The sequence below is a fragment of the Geothermobacter ehrlichii genome (assembly GCF_008124615.1).
GTDB lineage: Bacteria > Desulfobacterota > Desulfuromonadia > Desulfuromonadales > Geothermobacteraceae > Geothermobacter > Geothermobacter ehrlichii.
Map to the genome: position 1 here is coordinate 57,506 of NZ_VNIB01000006.1, position 14,655 is coordinate 72,160.

Genomic DNA, 14,655 nt, shown 5'->3' on the forward strand with positions numbered 1-14,655 from the left:
ATCTCGCGCAGGGACCGTTCTTTTCAGCCGTTCAGCAACTGCACCGTCGCATTGCCGTCCGCCCAGTAGTCGATGATGTTCAGGCAGCCGTAGTTCTGCTCGATGTGAAACATCCGCTCCAGCGGAGCGCCGATGGCATCGAGCAGGATCACCCGGTTGACCCCGCCGTGGGCGACAATGGCGATCTCTTCGCCGCGATGCCGTTCGATCAGCTCGGCGACCACCGGCCGCACCCGTTCGGCCATCTGCCGCAGGCTCTCGCCGCCCTCGACCTGGTAGCCGACCAGGTCGTCGAGCCGTACCTGCCATTCGTGCGGCCAGCGGCTTTGGATTTCATCCCAGGTCAGCCCCTGCCACTTGCCGATGTGCAGCTCACGCAACTCGACGCGCAACACCGGCTGCAGGCCGTGAGGTTCGGCCACCGCCAGGGCGCCAAAAACGCAGCGGGAAAGGTCGCTGGCATAGACCGCCGCCAGCGGCATCTTCCGCAACCTCTCGGCGAGCTCAAGCGCCTGCCGGCGTCCCGGTTCGGTCAGGGAGACGTCGTTCTGGCCGTTGTAGCGCTTTTTCTCATGCCCCTCGACCTGGCCGTGCCGCATCAGGTAGAGTCGCGTTTTTTCGGTCACTTTCGTTCCCTTAGCCTTTAGCCGACATCAAACCACCGCCAACACCAGAAGCAGACTCAACACCTCCACCATCTCCGAAGCCGCGCCGAGCACGTCCCCGGTGACGCCGCCGAGCCGGATCTCGAAGTAGCGGATGAGCAGCATCGCCGCCAAGCCGAGCAGGAAGAGGAGGAAGATCCCCTTCATGCCGAACAGGACGACGCAGGCCAGCAGCAGGGTGCCGGTGGCGAGCAGGCTTTCCCGCTCTCCGGCCTGGTCGACGAAGATCGCCGCCGTCCCGCCTTCGGGTCGCAGATAGCGGCAGAACGCGGCCAGCACCACCTGGATCCAGCGGCCGGCACAGGGCATCAGCATCAGGGCCGCCTTCTTCTGCTCGGGGGGGATGTGATAGAGGCTCAGGTACTTGAGCAGCAGCAGCATCACCAGGCCGACCACGGCGACGGCGCCGACCTGGCTGTCCTTCATGATCTTCAGGGTCCGTTCCCGGTCGCCGCGGCCACCCGCCAGGCCGTCGAGCAGATCGGCAATGCCGTCCAGATGCAGGGCGCCGGTGACCACGATGAGAACAAGCACCAGCAGACAATCGAGCACCGGACGGGGAACAAGCGCCCCCAGCAGCCAATCAAGAACCACCAGCCCGAGACCGAGAGCGAGGCCGACGGCGGGAAAGAAGCCCATGCTGCGGGCCAGTCGTTCTCCCGTCAGCTCGAGATCGCGCGCTACCGGCAGGATGGTTAGAAAACCGGCCGCCGCCCGGAAGTCTCGCCAGGCCTCGTTCACTGGTCGTTTCCCCGTGCCACGCCGGCTTCATCAAAAGTGAGAATCTCGCGGTAGGTGCGCAGGGCGGCCTCGATCAGGCTCATCACCAAAGCGGCGCCGGTCCCTTCGCCGAGCCGCATTTCCAGATCGAGCAGCGGCTTTTGCCCGATGCGTTCGAGCATGTGGCCGTGGCCGATTTCGACCGAACGATGCGCCATGAAGATGTAGTCGCGCACCTTCGGATGCAGCTCGACGGCGATCAGGGCGCCGGCAGTGGAAATGAAGCCGTCGACCACCACCGGGATGCCAACGGCGGCGCAGCCGAGAACCAGTCCGGCGATGCCGGCGATCTCGAAACCGCCCACCTTGGCCAACACGTCGACGGGATCGGACGGATCGGGCCGGTTGATCTCGAGGCCGCGACGGATGACGTCGATCTTCCGCTGCAGGGCCGGATCGTCGATGCCGGTGCCGCGATGGGTGACTTCCTCGACCGGCAGGCCGGAAAAAGCGGCGAGGATGGCTGATGAGGGCGTGGTGTTGCCAATCCCCATGTCGCCGGTGCCGACCAGGTCGATGCCGGCATCGACACAGGAGAAGGCCAGTTCGATGCCGGTTTCCAGTCCCTGAATCGCCTGCTGCCGGCTCATCGCCGGTCCAACGGCCAAATTGGCGGTGCCTTTGGCGATCTTCTTCTGCAGCAGGCCGCCCAGGGGGGGGAAATCGGCATTCACTCCCATGTCGACGACAATCACCTCGGCGCCGGCGTGGCGGGCCAGGGCGTTGATCGCCGCCCCGCCCTCGAGGAAATTGTGCACCATCTGCGGCGTCACCTCGGGCGGAAAGGCGCTCACTCCTTCGGCGACCACGCCATGATCGCCGGCAAAGGTGAAGATGACCTTTTTACGGATATCCTCCCGGCCGCTGATGGCGACATAGCGGCGGGCCAGTTCTTCCATCCGCCCCAGCGAGCCCTTCGGCTTGGCCTGCCGGTTGATGCGGGCCTGCACCTCAACCAGGCGGGCCGGATCGACGGGGAGGATGAGGTCGAGGGCACGGGCAAGATCGATAGGTTGCATGCGGTTCTCTCCCTGAACAGTCTATTTCAGCCGCAGCGGCAGGCCGCTGGCCAGCAGCCAGGCCTGATGCGCGCGGGCGGCGAACATCTGGTTGACCTCGCCGGCCAAGTCACGAAACAGCCGCGCCAACCGGTTGTCCGGCACAATGCCGCTGCCGACCTCGTTGCTGACCAGATAGACCGGCACCGGCAACGCCAGCAGAACTTCGAGCAGTTCTTCCGTCCGGGCCAGCACCGGCGGCGCCTGTTCACGACAGGCGAAAAACTGGTTGCTCAGCCAGAGGGTCAGGCAGTCGATCAGCACCGCCCTGGCGTCGCCAACGGCAGGCGGCAGCCGCCGGGCCAGCTCGAGCGGCTCCTCCAGGGTCCGCCAGGCGTCACCGCGCTCCTGCCGGTGACGTTCGACCCGGCAGGCCATCTCGTCGTCTTCGATGGTGGCGGTGGCCACGTAAAGCAGCGGCGCACCATGCTCTTCGCAGCGACGGCGGGCGAAGGTGCTCTTGCCCGAACGGGCGCCGCCGGTTACGAAAACCAGGGGGGCCATCAGTACTCGATCCCCGCCCGGGCGGCGATGCCCCGGTCGAACGGATGTCGGATCTTTTCCATGGATGTCACCAGGTCGGCCCGGGCAAGCAGAAAGGGGGGCGCATTGCGGCCGGTGCAGACCACCTCGAGATGCGCCGGCCGCTGCTGCAGAAACGCGAGCAGCTCCTCCTCGGTCAGATAGCCGCGGGCCAGACAGTTGTTGATTTCATCGAAAACCGCCAGGTCGAACCGGCCCGTCGCCAGCCTTTCTGCGGCCTGTCGGAAAACGGTCGTCACATTGGCACGCATCCGCTCCGGGTCGACCCGCCGGCCGACGACGCCGAGACCGGCATTCAGGATCTCGAGCCCGGAGCAATCGCGAAAAAAGCGCAGCTCTCCCGACTCCGGCTGTTCGGGCTTGAGAAAACGCACCAGCAGGCAGCGGCGGCCGTGCCCGAGAAAGCGCGCCAGCAGGCCGATGGCGGCGCTGGTCTTGCCCTTGCCGTCGCCGGTGTAGACCTGCAGCAGTCCTGTCGGGCGTCCGTCCACGAAAAAACCCCGAACCAGCCTGGTCCGGGGTCGGTTCCTTCGTCAAGAAGGGGACGCGCCCGGACCCTTCCCGCGAAAGATCCAGTCTCGGTCAATGTCCAGGCAGGTCTCCTGGCTTACGGGTCATCCTCCGATCGCGCCTTCCCACCATCGACCGGCAGTGGCTTCCGCGATCTTCGTCGCCGTTCACAGTTGCGGGGCAGCGAGGGATTTTCACCCTCTTCCCTATTCTTCCGCCGGGCGAGCCGCGGCGGACACCTGGACTTCTGTCGCTCTCCCTTTTAGCAGAGGCCTTTCTCCGGTGTCAACGGAATCGGCTCAGCGATAGATCAGCTTGAGGATCAGCAGCAGCAGGGTATTGCCGGTTGCGAGCAGATTGATGGTGATGAAGACCGGGTCGCCAACCAGAAAGGCATAGGTGGTGTAGAACAGACCGCCGACAAAGATGACCAGCAGCATCACCAGCGACAGATCGTGACTGGAACGGGTCCGGAGTACCTTGACGATCTGGGGAACGAAGCCGAAAGCGACCAGCAGGCCGCCGAGCAGCCCGAGCCACTGATAACCGTTCATGCGTCCGTCTCTCCGACCAGCCCCAGGGCTTCCTCAATCCTCTCCCACACCTCCTGTCGGCCTTCGCCGCTCAGGGCGGAAAAGACGCTGAAGGCGTCGGCAGGCAGGCCGGTGGCGGCCAGAATCGGTTTCAGCTGGCGTACCCGCTGGCTGCGCTTGACCTTGTCGATCTTGGTGATGACCGGAATGGTCGGCACCTGCAGCTCCTCCAGCCAGTCGAGCAGCTGCAGATCCTCTTCATTGGGCACCCGGCGGCAGTCGAGCAGCCAGACGACGCCGCGCAGGGTGGGACGGGTCTCCAGGTAGATGCGCACCATCGGGCCCCACTGCCGCCTGACCGCCGCCGGCACTCGGGCGAAGCCGTAGCCGGGCAGATCGACCAGACAGAAGGCCCTGTTGACGAGAAAGAAGTTGAGCAGCTGGGTTCGCCCCGGCGTACGCGAGGTGCGCACCAGCTTGCGCCGGCCGAGCAGGCTGTTGATCAGGCTGCTCTTGCCGACATTGGACCGCCCGGCAAAGGCGATCTCCGGCCAGTCGGCCGGGGGATAGCTGTCGGGACGGTTGGCGCTCTGCAGAAATTCGGCGGAACACACGTGCATGTTCGGACCCTTTCCCGGTCGTTCGGCATGAAGAAGACAGCCGGGAATGTAACACGCGCCGAACGGTACTGCCAAGTCTGCCGGCCGCCTGAAAAAGCGTTGATTTTTTCTCCCGATATTGCTAAACGTACAGAGATTATCTGTCTTTGCCGTCCGCCGCCGCGGCGGCGGACGAACCCGATCGGGCCGGTCATCCGGCATGGAATTGATCCTGACGAGGGTCGCGCACTTTTCCGAACCACTGCCTCAAGGAGATGAACTGAAATGAACGCTGCGAAGTGGGTACGCCTGTTTGCCGTTGCGCTGTTGCTTGTTGCCTTCCAGGCCGGCCTGGCCGTGGCCGCCGACGCCCGGCCTGGCAAATGCATCACCTTGGAAGGTCAGGAGGTCAGCTTCTTCAAGATCGACCGCAACCTGGTCAAGGGCTGGTGGAACGGCACCCCCATCGAGGTGCCGCTGGACACGGTTTCCGAAATCCTCTTTCTCGACAGCCCCCAGGTCAACTACAGCATGTTCGGCAATGAAATCAGCGCCGGCCAGATCGAGCTGACCCGCAAGTCGGACGGCAAGAAGTTCATCCTGAGCGACGCCTTTCTCCCCTCCGACTGCAATTGCACTTTCATCACCTACACCTACCGCAATCCCTTCACCCTCGAACTGGGCACCGAAACCCTGCCGATCGATGGACTGAAGCAGATCATCTTTGTCGACAAGTAACCGGGTAGCGACACCCCCGGATCTGTCTGGAGGGCGGGCCTGCGGGCCCGCCCTTTTCTGCTCTCTCTTCTGTCGGATCACCTTGCAAAACGCGGGAAAAGTGGTATTGGTGAAGGACCTGTTTCATCCCCCTTGCATCGCATACGGAGGTCTGACATGCTGAGCGACAAACTGCTGGATGCTCTGAACGAGCAGATGAAAAACGAGTTCTTTTCGGCCTATCTCTACATGGCCATCGCCGGATATTTCGAAGCGGAAGATCTGCCGGGCATCGCCTCCTGGATGCGGGTGCAGACCCTGGAGGAGATGACTCACGGCGAAAAGTTCTTCAACTTTATCACCGAAGCCGGCGGACGCACCGATTTTCGCGCTTTCGACGCCCCGAAAAATCTCTTCGATTCTCCGCTGGAAGCCTTCAGGTTCAGCCTCGAGCATGAAAAATTCGTCACTGCCAGCATCAACAAACTGATGGATCTGGCCAAAGAAGAAGGCAATCACGCCGCCCAGATCTTTCTGCAGTGGTTCGTCACCGAACAGGTCGAGGAAGAGGCCAGCTTCGCCCTGATCATCCGTAAACTCGAACGCATCGGTAACGACGGCAACGGCCTGCTGCGCCTCGACGAGGAGCTGAGCGCCCGCACTTTTGTCCCGCCCACCGCCGCCAAATGACCTGATCGATTTCGGGACCGCCCGGCCGGGCGGTCACCGTTCGCCCCCACTCCCGAACAGACAAATTTCATCTAACACCAATGACATGCGCTATCTGCCGGTCGTGGGCTTGCGGACACGGAGCCACACCAGCCGCGACAGTTTTTTCAACATCCTGCTAAAGTCAGCCGGCCCCGCGCCGATAAGATAGGCAAGCGGGGTCCCGGACAGGGGATGATCACGACCGGTGCCAGCCGGTTCGTCAGCTTGCAGAAAAGTCCCGCTTCCGGCAAGACGTGGTGAGCAGGCCCGCCCTGGCAGCGGGAAGCCTGAAGCGTTCTTCCGGGGGCCACCATTGGTTCGTGGGACGAAACGGGCGACCGGCGTGATCCTCCACTGTCACCCGAACGGACAAAACCCTACCTGTCACCCAGGTGGGGTTTTGTTCTTCCAACCATCGAATCTTTCCCTGCACCTGCCCTTTACCACCAGCCACGAGTGGTGAACCGGTGCCGACTGGCGGCAAGCAGCCGATAGCCGCCCCGCGCCAGAAGGCCGATTCCCGGCCAACCGAGCAGAATCGCCAGCAACCGGTAGCGTCGCAGCGGCAGAACCTGCCAGATCGCCCGCAGAGCATCAACACCAATCAGCCAGCGACCGGCGGCATCCCGAACATGCAGCACCCGTCCGAATTCCTCCCTTGCCGGAGCCCCTGCCGGGGGAAGAAAGTCCGGAATGCTGATGTCGACCAGCCGCAACCTGTCGTCAGGGCAGACGCTCCGGTAGCCATCAATCCTCCGGGAACAGAGGGGGCAGGCGCCGTCAAAAAAAATCGTCAGAGGCAACGGCCTCCCATCCGGGTGGTCTGGTACGCCCATCGTTTCAGTATACCCGGTATCGGTTCGCCGGTACCTTCCAGGATACCATCCGCAATGTTTTTCAGCTTCATCAACATTTTTTTCAACGTCCATTAAAGACCTGCCCGCGTCCGGTCGATATGAGAAACGTCAAGCGAATCGATCCGAACATGGACCGAACAACCGCAGGCACAAATCACGACAAGCTCGGAAAATAGACGGGGGGGAACACGATCATGAAATTTCACAACCTGAGCATCCGCAACCAGTTTTTCGTCGCACTGGGGCTCTTTTCCCTGCTGCTGATCACTACCGGGCTGACCGGCTTCTGGGGCATTTCGTCCCTGGGAGAAAAGACCCACCAGGCCCTGGCGACCGAAGGACAGATCGAGCAGGCCGCCGCAGCGGCCAACATGCATGTCCTCAGCCTGCGCCGTTACGAAAAGGACAGCCTGCTCAACCTGGCCGACCCCGACAAGTTCGTCTCCTACCAGAAAAAATGGTGGACGACCTATGACAAACTTCTCGCCAGCCTTGATCGCCTGGACAAGCTCTGCTTCCGGCCGGATGACAAGGCCGCAGTGCAAAAGATGCGCAGGGGAGCCGAAGCTTACCGGATCGGTATGCAAAATGTCTGGCAGGCCATTGTCGACGGTACCATCAGGGATCCGGCCGCTGGCAACCATGAACTGAAAAAATACAAGGAACCGATCCGCGAGATGAGCGAAACCACTTTCGCCCTGTCGCAGCAGGCCAACGCCAGGCTCGAAGCTCTCGGACCGGAGATCACCCGGCAGACCCGCCACTTCGCCATGATTCTTGCCCTGTTCTGCGGAATTTCCACCGTGCTGCTGCTCGCCTTCGGCCTGTACATGGCCCGCAATCTGACCCATCCGATCAAACGTCTGGTCGACATGATCCAAAAACTTGAAAGCGGCCATCTCGACATGCGTCTCAACCTCGACCGCCGGGACGAAATCGGCCAGATGGCAAAGGCAATGGATGCCTGCGCCGACGCGATCGAGTATGAAATGGTTGCCAACCTGGAGCGGCTGGCCCAGGGAGACCTGACCTTCGAAATCATCCCCCGCGACCACCGCGACCGCTTCCGCAACAGCCTGAAAAAACTGGCCGACGACCTGAACGACATCATGGAAAAAATCCAGAATGCCGGTGAACAGATCGCCGCCGGCAGCATGCAGATCTCCAACAGCAGCCAGTCGCTGTCGGAAGCGGCCACCGAGTCGGCCGCCTCGCTGGAGGAGATGTCCGCCGCCATCACCGAAATTACCACCCAGGTCAAGCTCAATGCCGAAAACGCCACCAGGGCCAACCAGGTGACCCGCAACGCCCAACAGCTGGCCGACACAGGCAATGCGCGCATGCAGGAGATGGTCAAAGCGATGACCGAAATCGCCGAGTCGGGACAGAACATCAGCAAGATCATCAAGACCATCGACGAAATCGCCTTCCAGACCAACCTGCTGGCGCTCAACGCCGCCGTCGAGGCGGCCCGCGCCGGTCAGCACGGCAAGGGCTTCGCCGTAGTCGCCGAAGAGGTGCGCAACCTGGCCGCCCGAAGCGCCAAGGCCGCCCGGGAAACCGCCGAAATGATCGAGGGCTCGGTCGAACTGACGGAAAGGGGCGCCCGATTGGCCGGCGAAACCGAAGAAGCGCTGCAAAAGATCGTCGGCAGCATCACCGAGGTTGCGACCCTGGCGGCGGAGATCGCCTCGGCTTCCAGCGAACAATCCGAGGGCATCACCCAAGTCAGTCAGGGACTGACGCAGATCGACCAGGTAACCCAACAGAATACCGCCACTGCCGAAGAATCGGCGGCCGCCGCTGAAGAGCTCTCGAGCCAGGCCGAAGAACTGCGGGAGATGCTGCGCCGCTTCAAGTTGAAAGGCAGCTCCGGCGTGCAGATGAGTGCGGTCTTCACGCCGCCGGCACCGGCACGGGTTGCGGCCACCGTCAGGTCTTCCAACAGCAGCAGCGGCTGGACCAGAATGGAATCACAGGCCGCCCCCCACAAACCGGACGAGGTCATCGCCCTGGACGACAGCGAATTCGGACGCTACTGAGATGAAAACGGCGTGTTCCCCATACCTGGCCTGCTGCCCCAAAAGTGGCGGCAGGTCAGCCACTTTTCGACCACCTGCCCCCAATCCACATCTTCATTGCCGACCGGCAATCCAAAATTGTTGAAAATTGGCTTTTCGCCTAAAGATTCGGCCAACATTAGCGATAAGCAATATTAAAGTCGGGTCTGAATCCATAAGCCTTACCGGCCCGGTGAAGGCGATTAGTGGCATTGACGAAAACACCGCCGGGAGCTAGAGGGTTGACGCAGCTTTTTCTGACAGCTTTCCAGGTCAACCCCTTCTACCCTGCTGTCCACGGCAAGTCGTGGAGGCAGGTTCGCCATCTACGAAACTCTGGATTTTCCAGGTTCGCATTCTCAGCTATGAGTTCATTACCAACCGAAAGGAAAGGCAAAATGAAAAAGCTCATCTCAGCCGTGACCCTTGTTCTTCTGATCTCAGGCTTCTGCGGTTCTGCTTTCGCCATCGACTCCCTGACCTGCTGGTTCCCCCCGGGATGGAAGAACAAAGCCGACAAGGCACGAACAATCGCCAAGGCACTCTCGGAGGAAACAGGCATCAAGATACGGCCCCGCATCGCCAAAAGCTATCCGGAGATCCTCAAAGCCTTCTCCACGAATCAACCCAACCTGGTTTATGCCGGCTCTTTCGTCCAGGCAATCATCAAAGCTCGTGGTCTTGGAACTCCCCTGGTCCAGAATATCAACGGCAAAGATCTCTATTGCGGCGTTCTGGTCTATCCCAAAGGAGAAGACCCGGTTGCAATTCTCGCCAACTATCCGGACAAAATTGCTTATGCCATCGGCGCCTCTTCTGGGGAATCAAGCGCCAAAGCGGCAACAAACGGCAAGGCTGCAATCGGCGTCGCCAACCACAGCGTGACCTGTGCGGCCGTCAAAGCGGGCAAAGCCAAGGCAGGTGTCGTAAAAAACTGGTGGTGGGAAGCCAACCGGCACAAATTCCCCGAACTGGCAATGTACAAACTGCCCGGCATATCGATCAATAAAAACCCTGACAATGTGCTGACCGCATCCAATGCCGTTCCGGTAGAGATTCAGAAAAAAATCGCCGCAGCGGCCCAAGCGCGGAAAGAGGCATTCGACGCTCCGAAAATGGTTCCCTTCGACGTCTCCCGGCTTGATTTTCCTCTCAAGTTGATGGCCAAGGGAAAAATTGATCCGATGACATACAGCTGGTAACGCGATCTCCCCGGTGACCCGGTGATCCACGACCGGGCCGTGCTTTTTCCTTGCGGGTCGACAAGGGAGTTACGACAAATGAGTATTACCAAAAAACTACCGCTGCTGATTTTCGTGACATTGACAGCGGCCTTTGTCTTGCTGGCGATACTGAATGGCGTCGGAATCACCCGAAACAATCAGAAAATTGTCTCATCGATCCTTGAACAGACAAAGACGAACAACAAGGCTTCAACAGCCCTGTTGCAAGACAATTCCGAAACCATCGCCACAAGTCTGGAGAATGCCAATCAAACAATCCGGGACATTATTCTCAATCTCTACAAAGACTCCTTCAACACCCTGGTCAAGGCGATGGCCAACCAGATTTTTCCCATGGTCGAGAATTTTGATTTCGACTCCCCACGTAAAGTAGTCCGGAAAATAATGGATTCCAACAAGGCGGTCAGCTGGGTCAAACTGACAACAGCTGAGAATCCAGAGAAGGATGACATTATTCTCTTCGGCCACTACTCCGATGCCTCGGATCGCATGAATTTCAGCCAAACAATCAAGAGCAAATTCGCGTTTCTGAAAATAGACCTGCAGGTCAACCTTGAAGGAATGCATGATTTGGCGAAGGTTGCGGCCACTTTTGAGCAGATCAACCAGCTTAACCGCCAAATGACCGAAAAACTCACAGCCCAAAGCCAGCAGGCACTGGCCGAAGCAGCAGCTTATGCGCGACAGATTGGCGACAAGGAACAGAGGCGCCTGAATATGCTTAATGCTGGACTGATGTCAGGTGCTCTGATTCTGGTTTGCAGCATTCTCGCTATCGTGGTACGGCGCATGGTTACCAAACCTCTGGTGCAAACGATGGAGATGCTGGAAGAACTGGAAAAAGGCCATCTCGACAAGCGCCTCCATATGGATCGCCACGACGAAATCGGACAGATGGCCAAGGCAATGGACAACTTTGCCGACAGTCTGGAATCTGAAATGGTCGCCAATCTGGAAAGACTCGCCAGCGGCGACCTGACTTTCAGCGTTACCCCGCGTGATGATCGGGACAAAATTCGCGGTGCATTGAAAAAGCTCGGCCACGACCTCAATGCCATCATGGAAAGAATTCATATCGCCGGCGAACAGATCGCCGCCGGCAGCATGCAGGTTTCCAACACCAGCCAGTCCCTGTCGGAAGCCGCCGCCAAATCGGCCGCCTCTCTCGAAGAAATATCGGCCGCCATAAACGAGATCTCTGGCCAGATCAAGCGCAACGCCGGAAACGCCGGCAAGGCCAACCAGGTCGTCAGTGAAGCCCAAAACCTGGCAAGCATAGGCAATGCCCGCATGCAAGAAATGGTCAAGGCGATGGCCGATATCGCCGAATCGGGCCAGGACATCAGCAAAATCATCAAGACCATCGACGAAATCGCCTTCCAGACCAACCTGCTGGCGCTCAACGCCGCCGTCGAGGCGGCCCGCGCCGGCCAGCACGGCAAGGGTTTCGCCGTGGTCGCCGAGGAGGTACGCAACCTGGCCGCCCGCAGTGCCAGGGCCGCCCAGGAAACCGCCGAAATGATCGAGAGCTCGGTCGAACTGACGGAAAGGGGCGCCCGGCTGGCCGGCGAAACCGAAGAGGCGCTGCAAAAAATCGTCGACAGCATCTCCCAAGTCTCCGTTATGGCGTCGGAAATCGCCGCCGCTTCCTCAGATCAGGCCGAAGGCATCACCCAGGTGAGCTTGGGATTGACCCAAATCGATCAGACCACCCAACAGAACACCGCCAGTGCCGAAGAATCAGAAGCCGCTGCACAGGAACTGTCGAACCAGGCCGAGGAGCTGCGACAGATGCTGCGCCGCTTCAAGTTGAAAGGCAGCTCCGGCGTGCAGGTGAGTGCGGTCGTCACGCCGCCGGCACCGGCACAGGTTGCGGCCACCGTCAGGTCTTCCAACAGCAGCAGTGGCTGGGCCAGAATGGAATCACAGGCCGCCGCCCCCAAGCCGGACGAGGTCGTCGCCCTGGACGACTCCGAATTCGGCCACTATTGAGATGAAAACGGGAGATTTTCCATGCCTGACCTGCTGTCCCTAAAAAGGCTGCAGATCAGCCACTTTCACAAACCAGCAGTGCTGAACTCGCATCTACCAAATACAAAAAGGGGCTGTCCTGGACAACTAGCCCATATGCTCTTTAACAAGTTGTTTCAACTGGGATAATTGCTCTTTTTGGTCCACCTCCGCCCTTCGGGGGCTTTTTTGTTCAAATCATATTTCCGCCTAAATCAGGTGACAACAATGCCGATATGAAAAATATCCCGTTATTCCATCGGCACACCCGTAAGGGACTCGAGGATGTCGCCCGAGCAGACCGAAGGCGTCGCCCAGGTAAGCCAGGGACTGACCCAAATCGACCAGGCAACCCAGCCAAACACCACCAGCGCCGAAAAATCGGCGGCCGCGGCCGAGGAACTGTCGAACCAGGTCGAAGAACTGCTGCTGTTGCCTGGACTGTTCACCCTTAGGACCGGGGACAATTCAACCCGACGTGACATCGCCCATCGCACATCTTGTCAGACGCTGGTGCACGACGGTCAGATATTCAACCCCCAAAAGGAGTACCCAGATGAAATCCAGTGCCCAAATCGGTCTCTGCGTCAAGCTGCCCGCTCTGATCGCTACAATCACCTTGGTGACACTCAGCCTGATCGGCATTTCTCTGGCGGTTCTCAACAAGCAGAAAAATGACGCACAGATTATCAATATTGCCGGCCGGCAACGTATGCTCAGCCAGAAAATGACCAAAGAAGCTCTTACCATCCTGGCCGGGCTAAACGTCTCCAGCACTCGCGCGGCATTGAAACAGACCCGCGAGCTGTTTGACACCTCCCTGAAAACCCTGATCGAGGGAGATCGCACACTCAATCTTCCAGCTACCGACAATCCGGAAATCCTGGCGCAACTGAACCGGGTGAACGCTATCTGGAAGACTTTTTCGCCACATGTTCAGACCGTGATCGACAGTCAGGACCCGGTTGCCATTCAATCGGCAATCAAAACCATCATCGCCACCAACCTGACTCTGCTCAGGGAAATGAACAAGGCGGTCATTCTCTACGAACAGGTTTCGCGAAAAAAAGTCAACATCCTGAGAACTCTGTTGATCTGCGGTGGTCTGATTACCTTGATCGTCACCTTCCTCTGCTGGCTGATGGTCAACCGCAGGGTGGTCCGACCGTTAGGCAGGATCGTCACCATGATCCTCGGCATGGAAACCGGCCAGCTCGACCGACGCCTGAACCTGACCGGCAACGACGAGATCAGTCAACTTGGCCAGGCTCTGGACCGGTTTGCCGCCAACCTCCAGGACGAAATCCTCACCGCCTTCGACCGTCTCGCCAAGGGAGATTTCACTTTCAGCGCCAAGGGACTGATCAGAGAACCGCTGCAGAGAGCGAATCACAGTCTCAATCGGCTGCTGGGACAGGTGCAGACCGCCGGACACGAAATCGCCGCGGCGGCGGACGATGTCTCCAGATCCAGTCAGGCGCTTTCTGGCGGCGCTACCGAATCGGCGGCTTCCCTGGAAGAAGTGAATGCCTCGATGCAAGAGATCGCTAATCAGACGAAACAGAATGCCGATAATGCCATCGCCGCCAACAATCTTTCCAGCCGGGCTCGCGAAGCGGCTGAAAAAGGAGCCCGGCAGATGACCGAAATGGTCGCCGCCATGAGCGAAATCAACCAGGCCGGCCAGGAGATCAGCAAGATCATCAAGGTCATCGACGAAATCGCCTTCCAGACCAACCTGCTGGCCCTCAATGCCGCCGTCGAAGCCGCCCGGGCCGGAACTGCAGGCAAGGGATTTGCCGTGGTTGCCGAAGAAGTACGCAACCTCGCCGGGCGCAGCGCCAAGGCGGCACGAGAGACCGCGGCCATGATCGAAGCCTCGGTCGAAAAAACCTCTCGCGGCAGCGAGATTGCCGACCGCACTTCCCTGGCCCTGGAAGAAATCGTCAACAGCATCAGCCAGGCTTCCGACCTGGTCGCCAAAATCGCCCAGGCAAGTACTGAACAGGCCCAAGGAATTGCGGAGATCACAAGTGGCCTGAACCAGATTGACCAGGTGACACAAAAAAACACTGCCAACGCCGAAAATTTGGCAAATGCAGCCGAGGAGCTTTCAAGTCAGGCCGCCCGAATGCAACAGATGCTGCGCCGGTTCAAGCTGAAAGGCAACTCGGGCGTGCAGATGAGCACTGCCGTCACGCCGTCGGCACCGGCCCCACGAGTTGCAACCACCAGGGCGTCCGACAGCAGCAGCGGCTGGAGCAGAATGGAATCACAGGCCGCCCTCAAGCCGGACGAGGTCATCGTTCTGGACGATGCTGAATTCGGCCGTTACTGAAGCCGCAGACAACTTCTTTCAGCTGCATGT

15 protein-coding genes and 1 riboswitch are annotated in these 14,655 nt (G+C 59.8%); of the genes, 7 read left to right on the forward strand and 8 right to left on the reverse strand.

Annotated elements, in window-relative coordinates; translation table 11 throughout:
* Positions 1-23: 23 nt before the first annotated feature.
* The 7 genes from cobC to yihA form a co-directional block, all read right to left on the reverse strand.
* Positions 24-626, reverse strand: a complete 603-nt coding sequence (gene cobC / locus EDC39_RS07870) for an alpha-ribazole phosphatase (RefSeq protein WP_187426707.1) — start codon at positions 624-626, stop codon at positions 24-26.
* Positions 627-653: 27 nt separating this feature from the next.
* Positions 654-1,406: an adenosylcobinamide-GDP ribazoletransferase gene (gene cobS / locus EDC39_RS07875; RefSeq protein WP_148895833.1), complete on the reverse strand. Its 753-nt coding sequence runs from the start codon at positions 1,404-1,406 to the stop codon at positions 654-656.
* Positions 1,403-2,464, reverse strand: coding sequence for a nicotinate-nucleotide--dimethylbenzimidazole phosphoribosyltransferase (gene cobT, locus EDC39_RS07880; RefSeq protein ID WP_148895834.1), 1,062 nt, complete (start codon positions 2,462-2,464; stop codon positions 1,403-1,405). The genes cobS and cobT overlap by 4 nt, the downstream gene beginning before the upstream one ends.
* A gap of 21 nt (positions 2,465-2,485) precedes the next feature.
* On the reverse strand, positions 2,486-3,007 hold the full coding sequence (gene cobU, locus EDC39_RS07885; RefSeq protein ID WP_148895835.1) for a bifunctional adenosylcobinamide kinase/adenosylcobinamide-phosphate guanylyltransferase: 522 nt from the start codon (positions 3,005-3,007) through the stop codon (positions 2,486-2,488).
* Positions 3,007-3,537 (reverse strand): cob(I)yrinic acid a,c-diamide adenosyltransferase, encoded by a 531-nt coding sequence (locus tag EDC39_RS07890; protein ID WP_187426708.1) that lies wholly within the window; start codon positions 3,535-3,537, stop codon positions 3,007-3,009. The genes cobU and EDC39_RS07890 overlap by 1 nt, the downstream gene beginning before the upstream one ends.
* Positions 3,538-3,621: 84 nt before the next feature.
* Positions 3,622-3,814, reverse strand: a riboswitch (cobalamin riboswitch).
* Between the two features lie 41 nt (positions 3,815-3,855).
* A complete protein-coding gene (locus tag EDC39_RS07895; RefSeq protein WP_148895837.1) occupies positions 3,856-4,110 on the reverse strand; it encodes a SemiSWEET family sugar transporter in 255 nt (84 codons plus the stop codon).
* Complete coding sequence (gene yihA, locus EDC39_RS07900; RefSeq protein ID WP_148895838.1) at positions 4,107-4,709, reverse strand: ribosome biogenesis GTP-binding protein YihA/YsxC; 603 nt, start codon at positions 4,707-4,709, stop codon at positions 4,107-4,109. Before yihA ends, EDC39_RS07895 begins: the two co-directional genes overlap by 4 nt.
* A gap of 264 nt (positions 4,710-4,973) precedes the next feature.
* On the opposite strand from yihA, the gene EDC39_RS07905 reads away from it, so the two are divergent.
* Complete coding sequence (locus EDC39_RS07905) at positions 4,974-5,426, forward strand: hypothetical protein (protein WP_148895839.1); 453 nt, start codon at positions 4,974-4,976, stop codon at positions 5,424-5,426.
* Between the two features lie 156 nt (positions 5,427-5,582).
* Positions 5,583-6,095, forward strand: a complete 513-nt coding sequence (locus EDC39_RS07910; protein WP_148895840.1) for a ferritin — start codon at positions 5,583-5,585, stop codon at positions 6,093-6,095.
* A gap of 461 nt (positions 6,096-6,556) precedes the next feature.
* Here EDC39_RS07910 and EDC39_RS07915 read toward each other — a convergent pair whose 3' ends face one another.
* Positions 6,557-6,919, reverse strand: coding sequence for a thiol-disulfide oxidoreductase DCC family protein (locus tag EDC39_RS07915; protein ID WP_187426709.1), 363 nt, complete (start codon positions 6,917-6,919; stop codon positions 6,557-6,559).
* Positions 6,920-7,167: 248 nt separating this feature from the next.
* Here EDC39_RS07915 and EDC39_RS07920 point away from each other — a divergent pair, with 248 nt between their 5' ends.
* From EDC39_RS07920 to EDC39_RS07935, 5 genes are all read left to right on the forward strand, one after another.
* Positions 7,168-9,015 carry a methyl-accepting chemotaxis protein gene (locus EDC39_RS07920; RefSeq protein ID WP_148895842.1) on the forward strand — a complete coding sequence of 616 codons (1,848 nt, stop codon included), beginning with the start codon at positions 7,168-7,170 and terminating at the stop codon, positions 9,013-9,015.
* A gap of 416 nt (positions 9,016-9,431) precedes the next feature.
* Positions 9,432-10,235 (forward strand): PhnD/SsuA/transferrin family substrate-binding protein, encoded by an 804-nt coding sequence (locus EDC39_RS07925; RefSeq protein ID WP_187426710.1) that lies wholly within the window; start codon positions 9,432-9,434, stop codon positions 10,233-10,235.
* A gap of 78 nt (positions 10,236-10,313) precedes the next feature.
* Positions 10,314-12,269, forward strand: coding sequence for a methyl-accepting chemotaxis protein (locus EDC39_RS15580; RefSeq protein ID WP_246140210.1), 1,956 nt, complete (start codon positions 10,314-10,316; stop codon positions 12,267-12,269).
* 303 nt (positions 12,270-12,572) lie between these two features.
* Positions 12,573-12,965, forward strand: coding sequence for a hypothetical protein (locus EDC39_RS15585; RefSeq protein WP_246140211.1), 393 nt, complete (start codon positions 12,573-12,575; stop codon positions 12,963-12,965).
* On the forward strand, positions 12,901-14,625 hold the full coding sequence (locus tag EDC39_RS07935) for a methyl-accepting chemotaxis protein (protein ID WP_407925434.1): 1,725 nt from the start codon (positions 12,901-12,903) through the stop codon (positions 14,623-14,625). The genes EDC39_RS15585 and EDC39_RS07935 overlap by 65 nt, the downstream gene beginning before the upstream one ends.
* The last annotated feature ends 30 nt before the right edge of the window (positions 14,626-14,655 follow it).

Coding starts and splice junctions, on each gene's coding strand:
- cobT (WP_148895834.1), bottom strand. CDS start 2,464: ATGCAACCTATCGATCTTGCCCGTGCCCTCGACCTCATCCTCCCCGTC.
- cobU (WP_148895835.1), bottom strand. CDS start 3,007: ATGGCCCCCCTGGTTTTCGTAACCGGCGGCGCCCGTTCGGGCAAGAGC.
- EDC39_RS07895 (WP_148895837.1), bottom strand. CDS start 4,110: ATGAACGGTTATCAGTGGCTCGGGCTGCTCGGCGGCCTGCTGGTCGCT.
- yihA (WP_148895838.1), bottom strand. CDS start 4,709: ATGCACGTGTGTTCCGCCGAATTTCTGCAGAGCGCCAACCGTCCCGAC.
- EDC39_RS07905 (WP_148895839.1), top strand. CDS start 4,974: ATGAACGCTGCGAAGTGGGTACGCCTGTTTGCCGTTGCGCTGTTGCTT.
- EDC39_RS07910 (WP_148895840.1), top strand. CDS start 5,583: ATGCTGAGCGACAAACTGCTGGATGCTCTGAACGAGCAGATGAAAAAC.
- EDC39_RS07920 (WP_148895842.1), top strand. CDS start 7,168: ATGAAATTTCACAACCTGAGCATCCGCAACCAGTTTTTCGTCGCACTG.
- EDC39_RS07925 (WP_187426710.1), top strand. CDS start 9,432: ATGAAAAAGCTCATCTCAGCCGTGACCCTTGTTCTTCTGATCTCAGGC.
- EDC39_RS15580 (WP_246140210.1), top strand. CDS start 10,314: ATGAGTATTACCAAAAAACTACCGCTGCTGATTTTCGTGACATTGACA.
- EDC39_RS15585 (WP_246140211.1), top strand. CDS start 12,573: ATGTCGCCCGAGCAGACCGAAGGCGTCGCCCAGGTAAGCCAGGGACTG.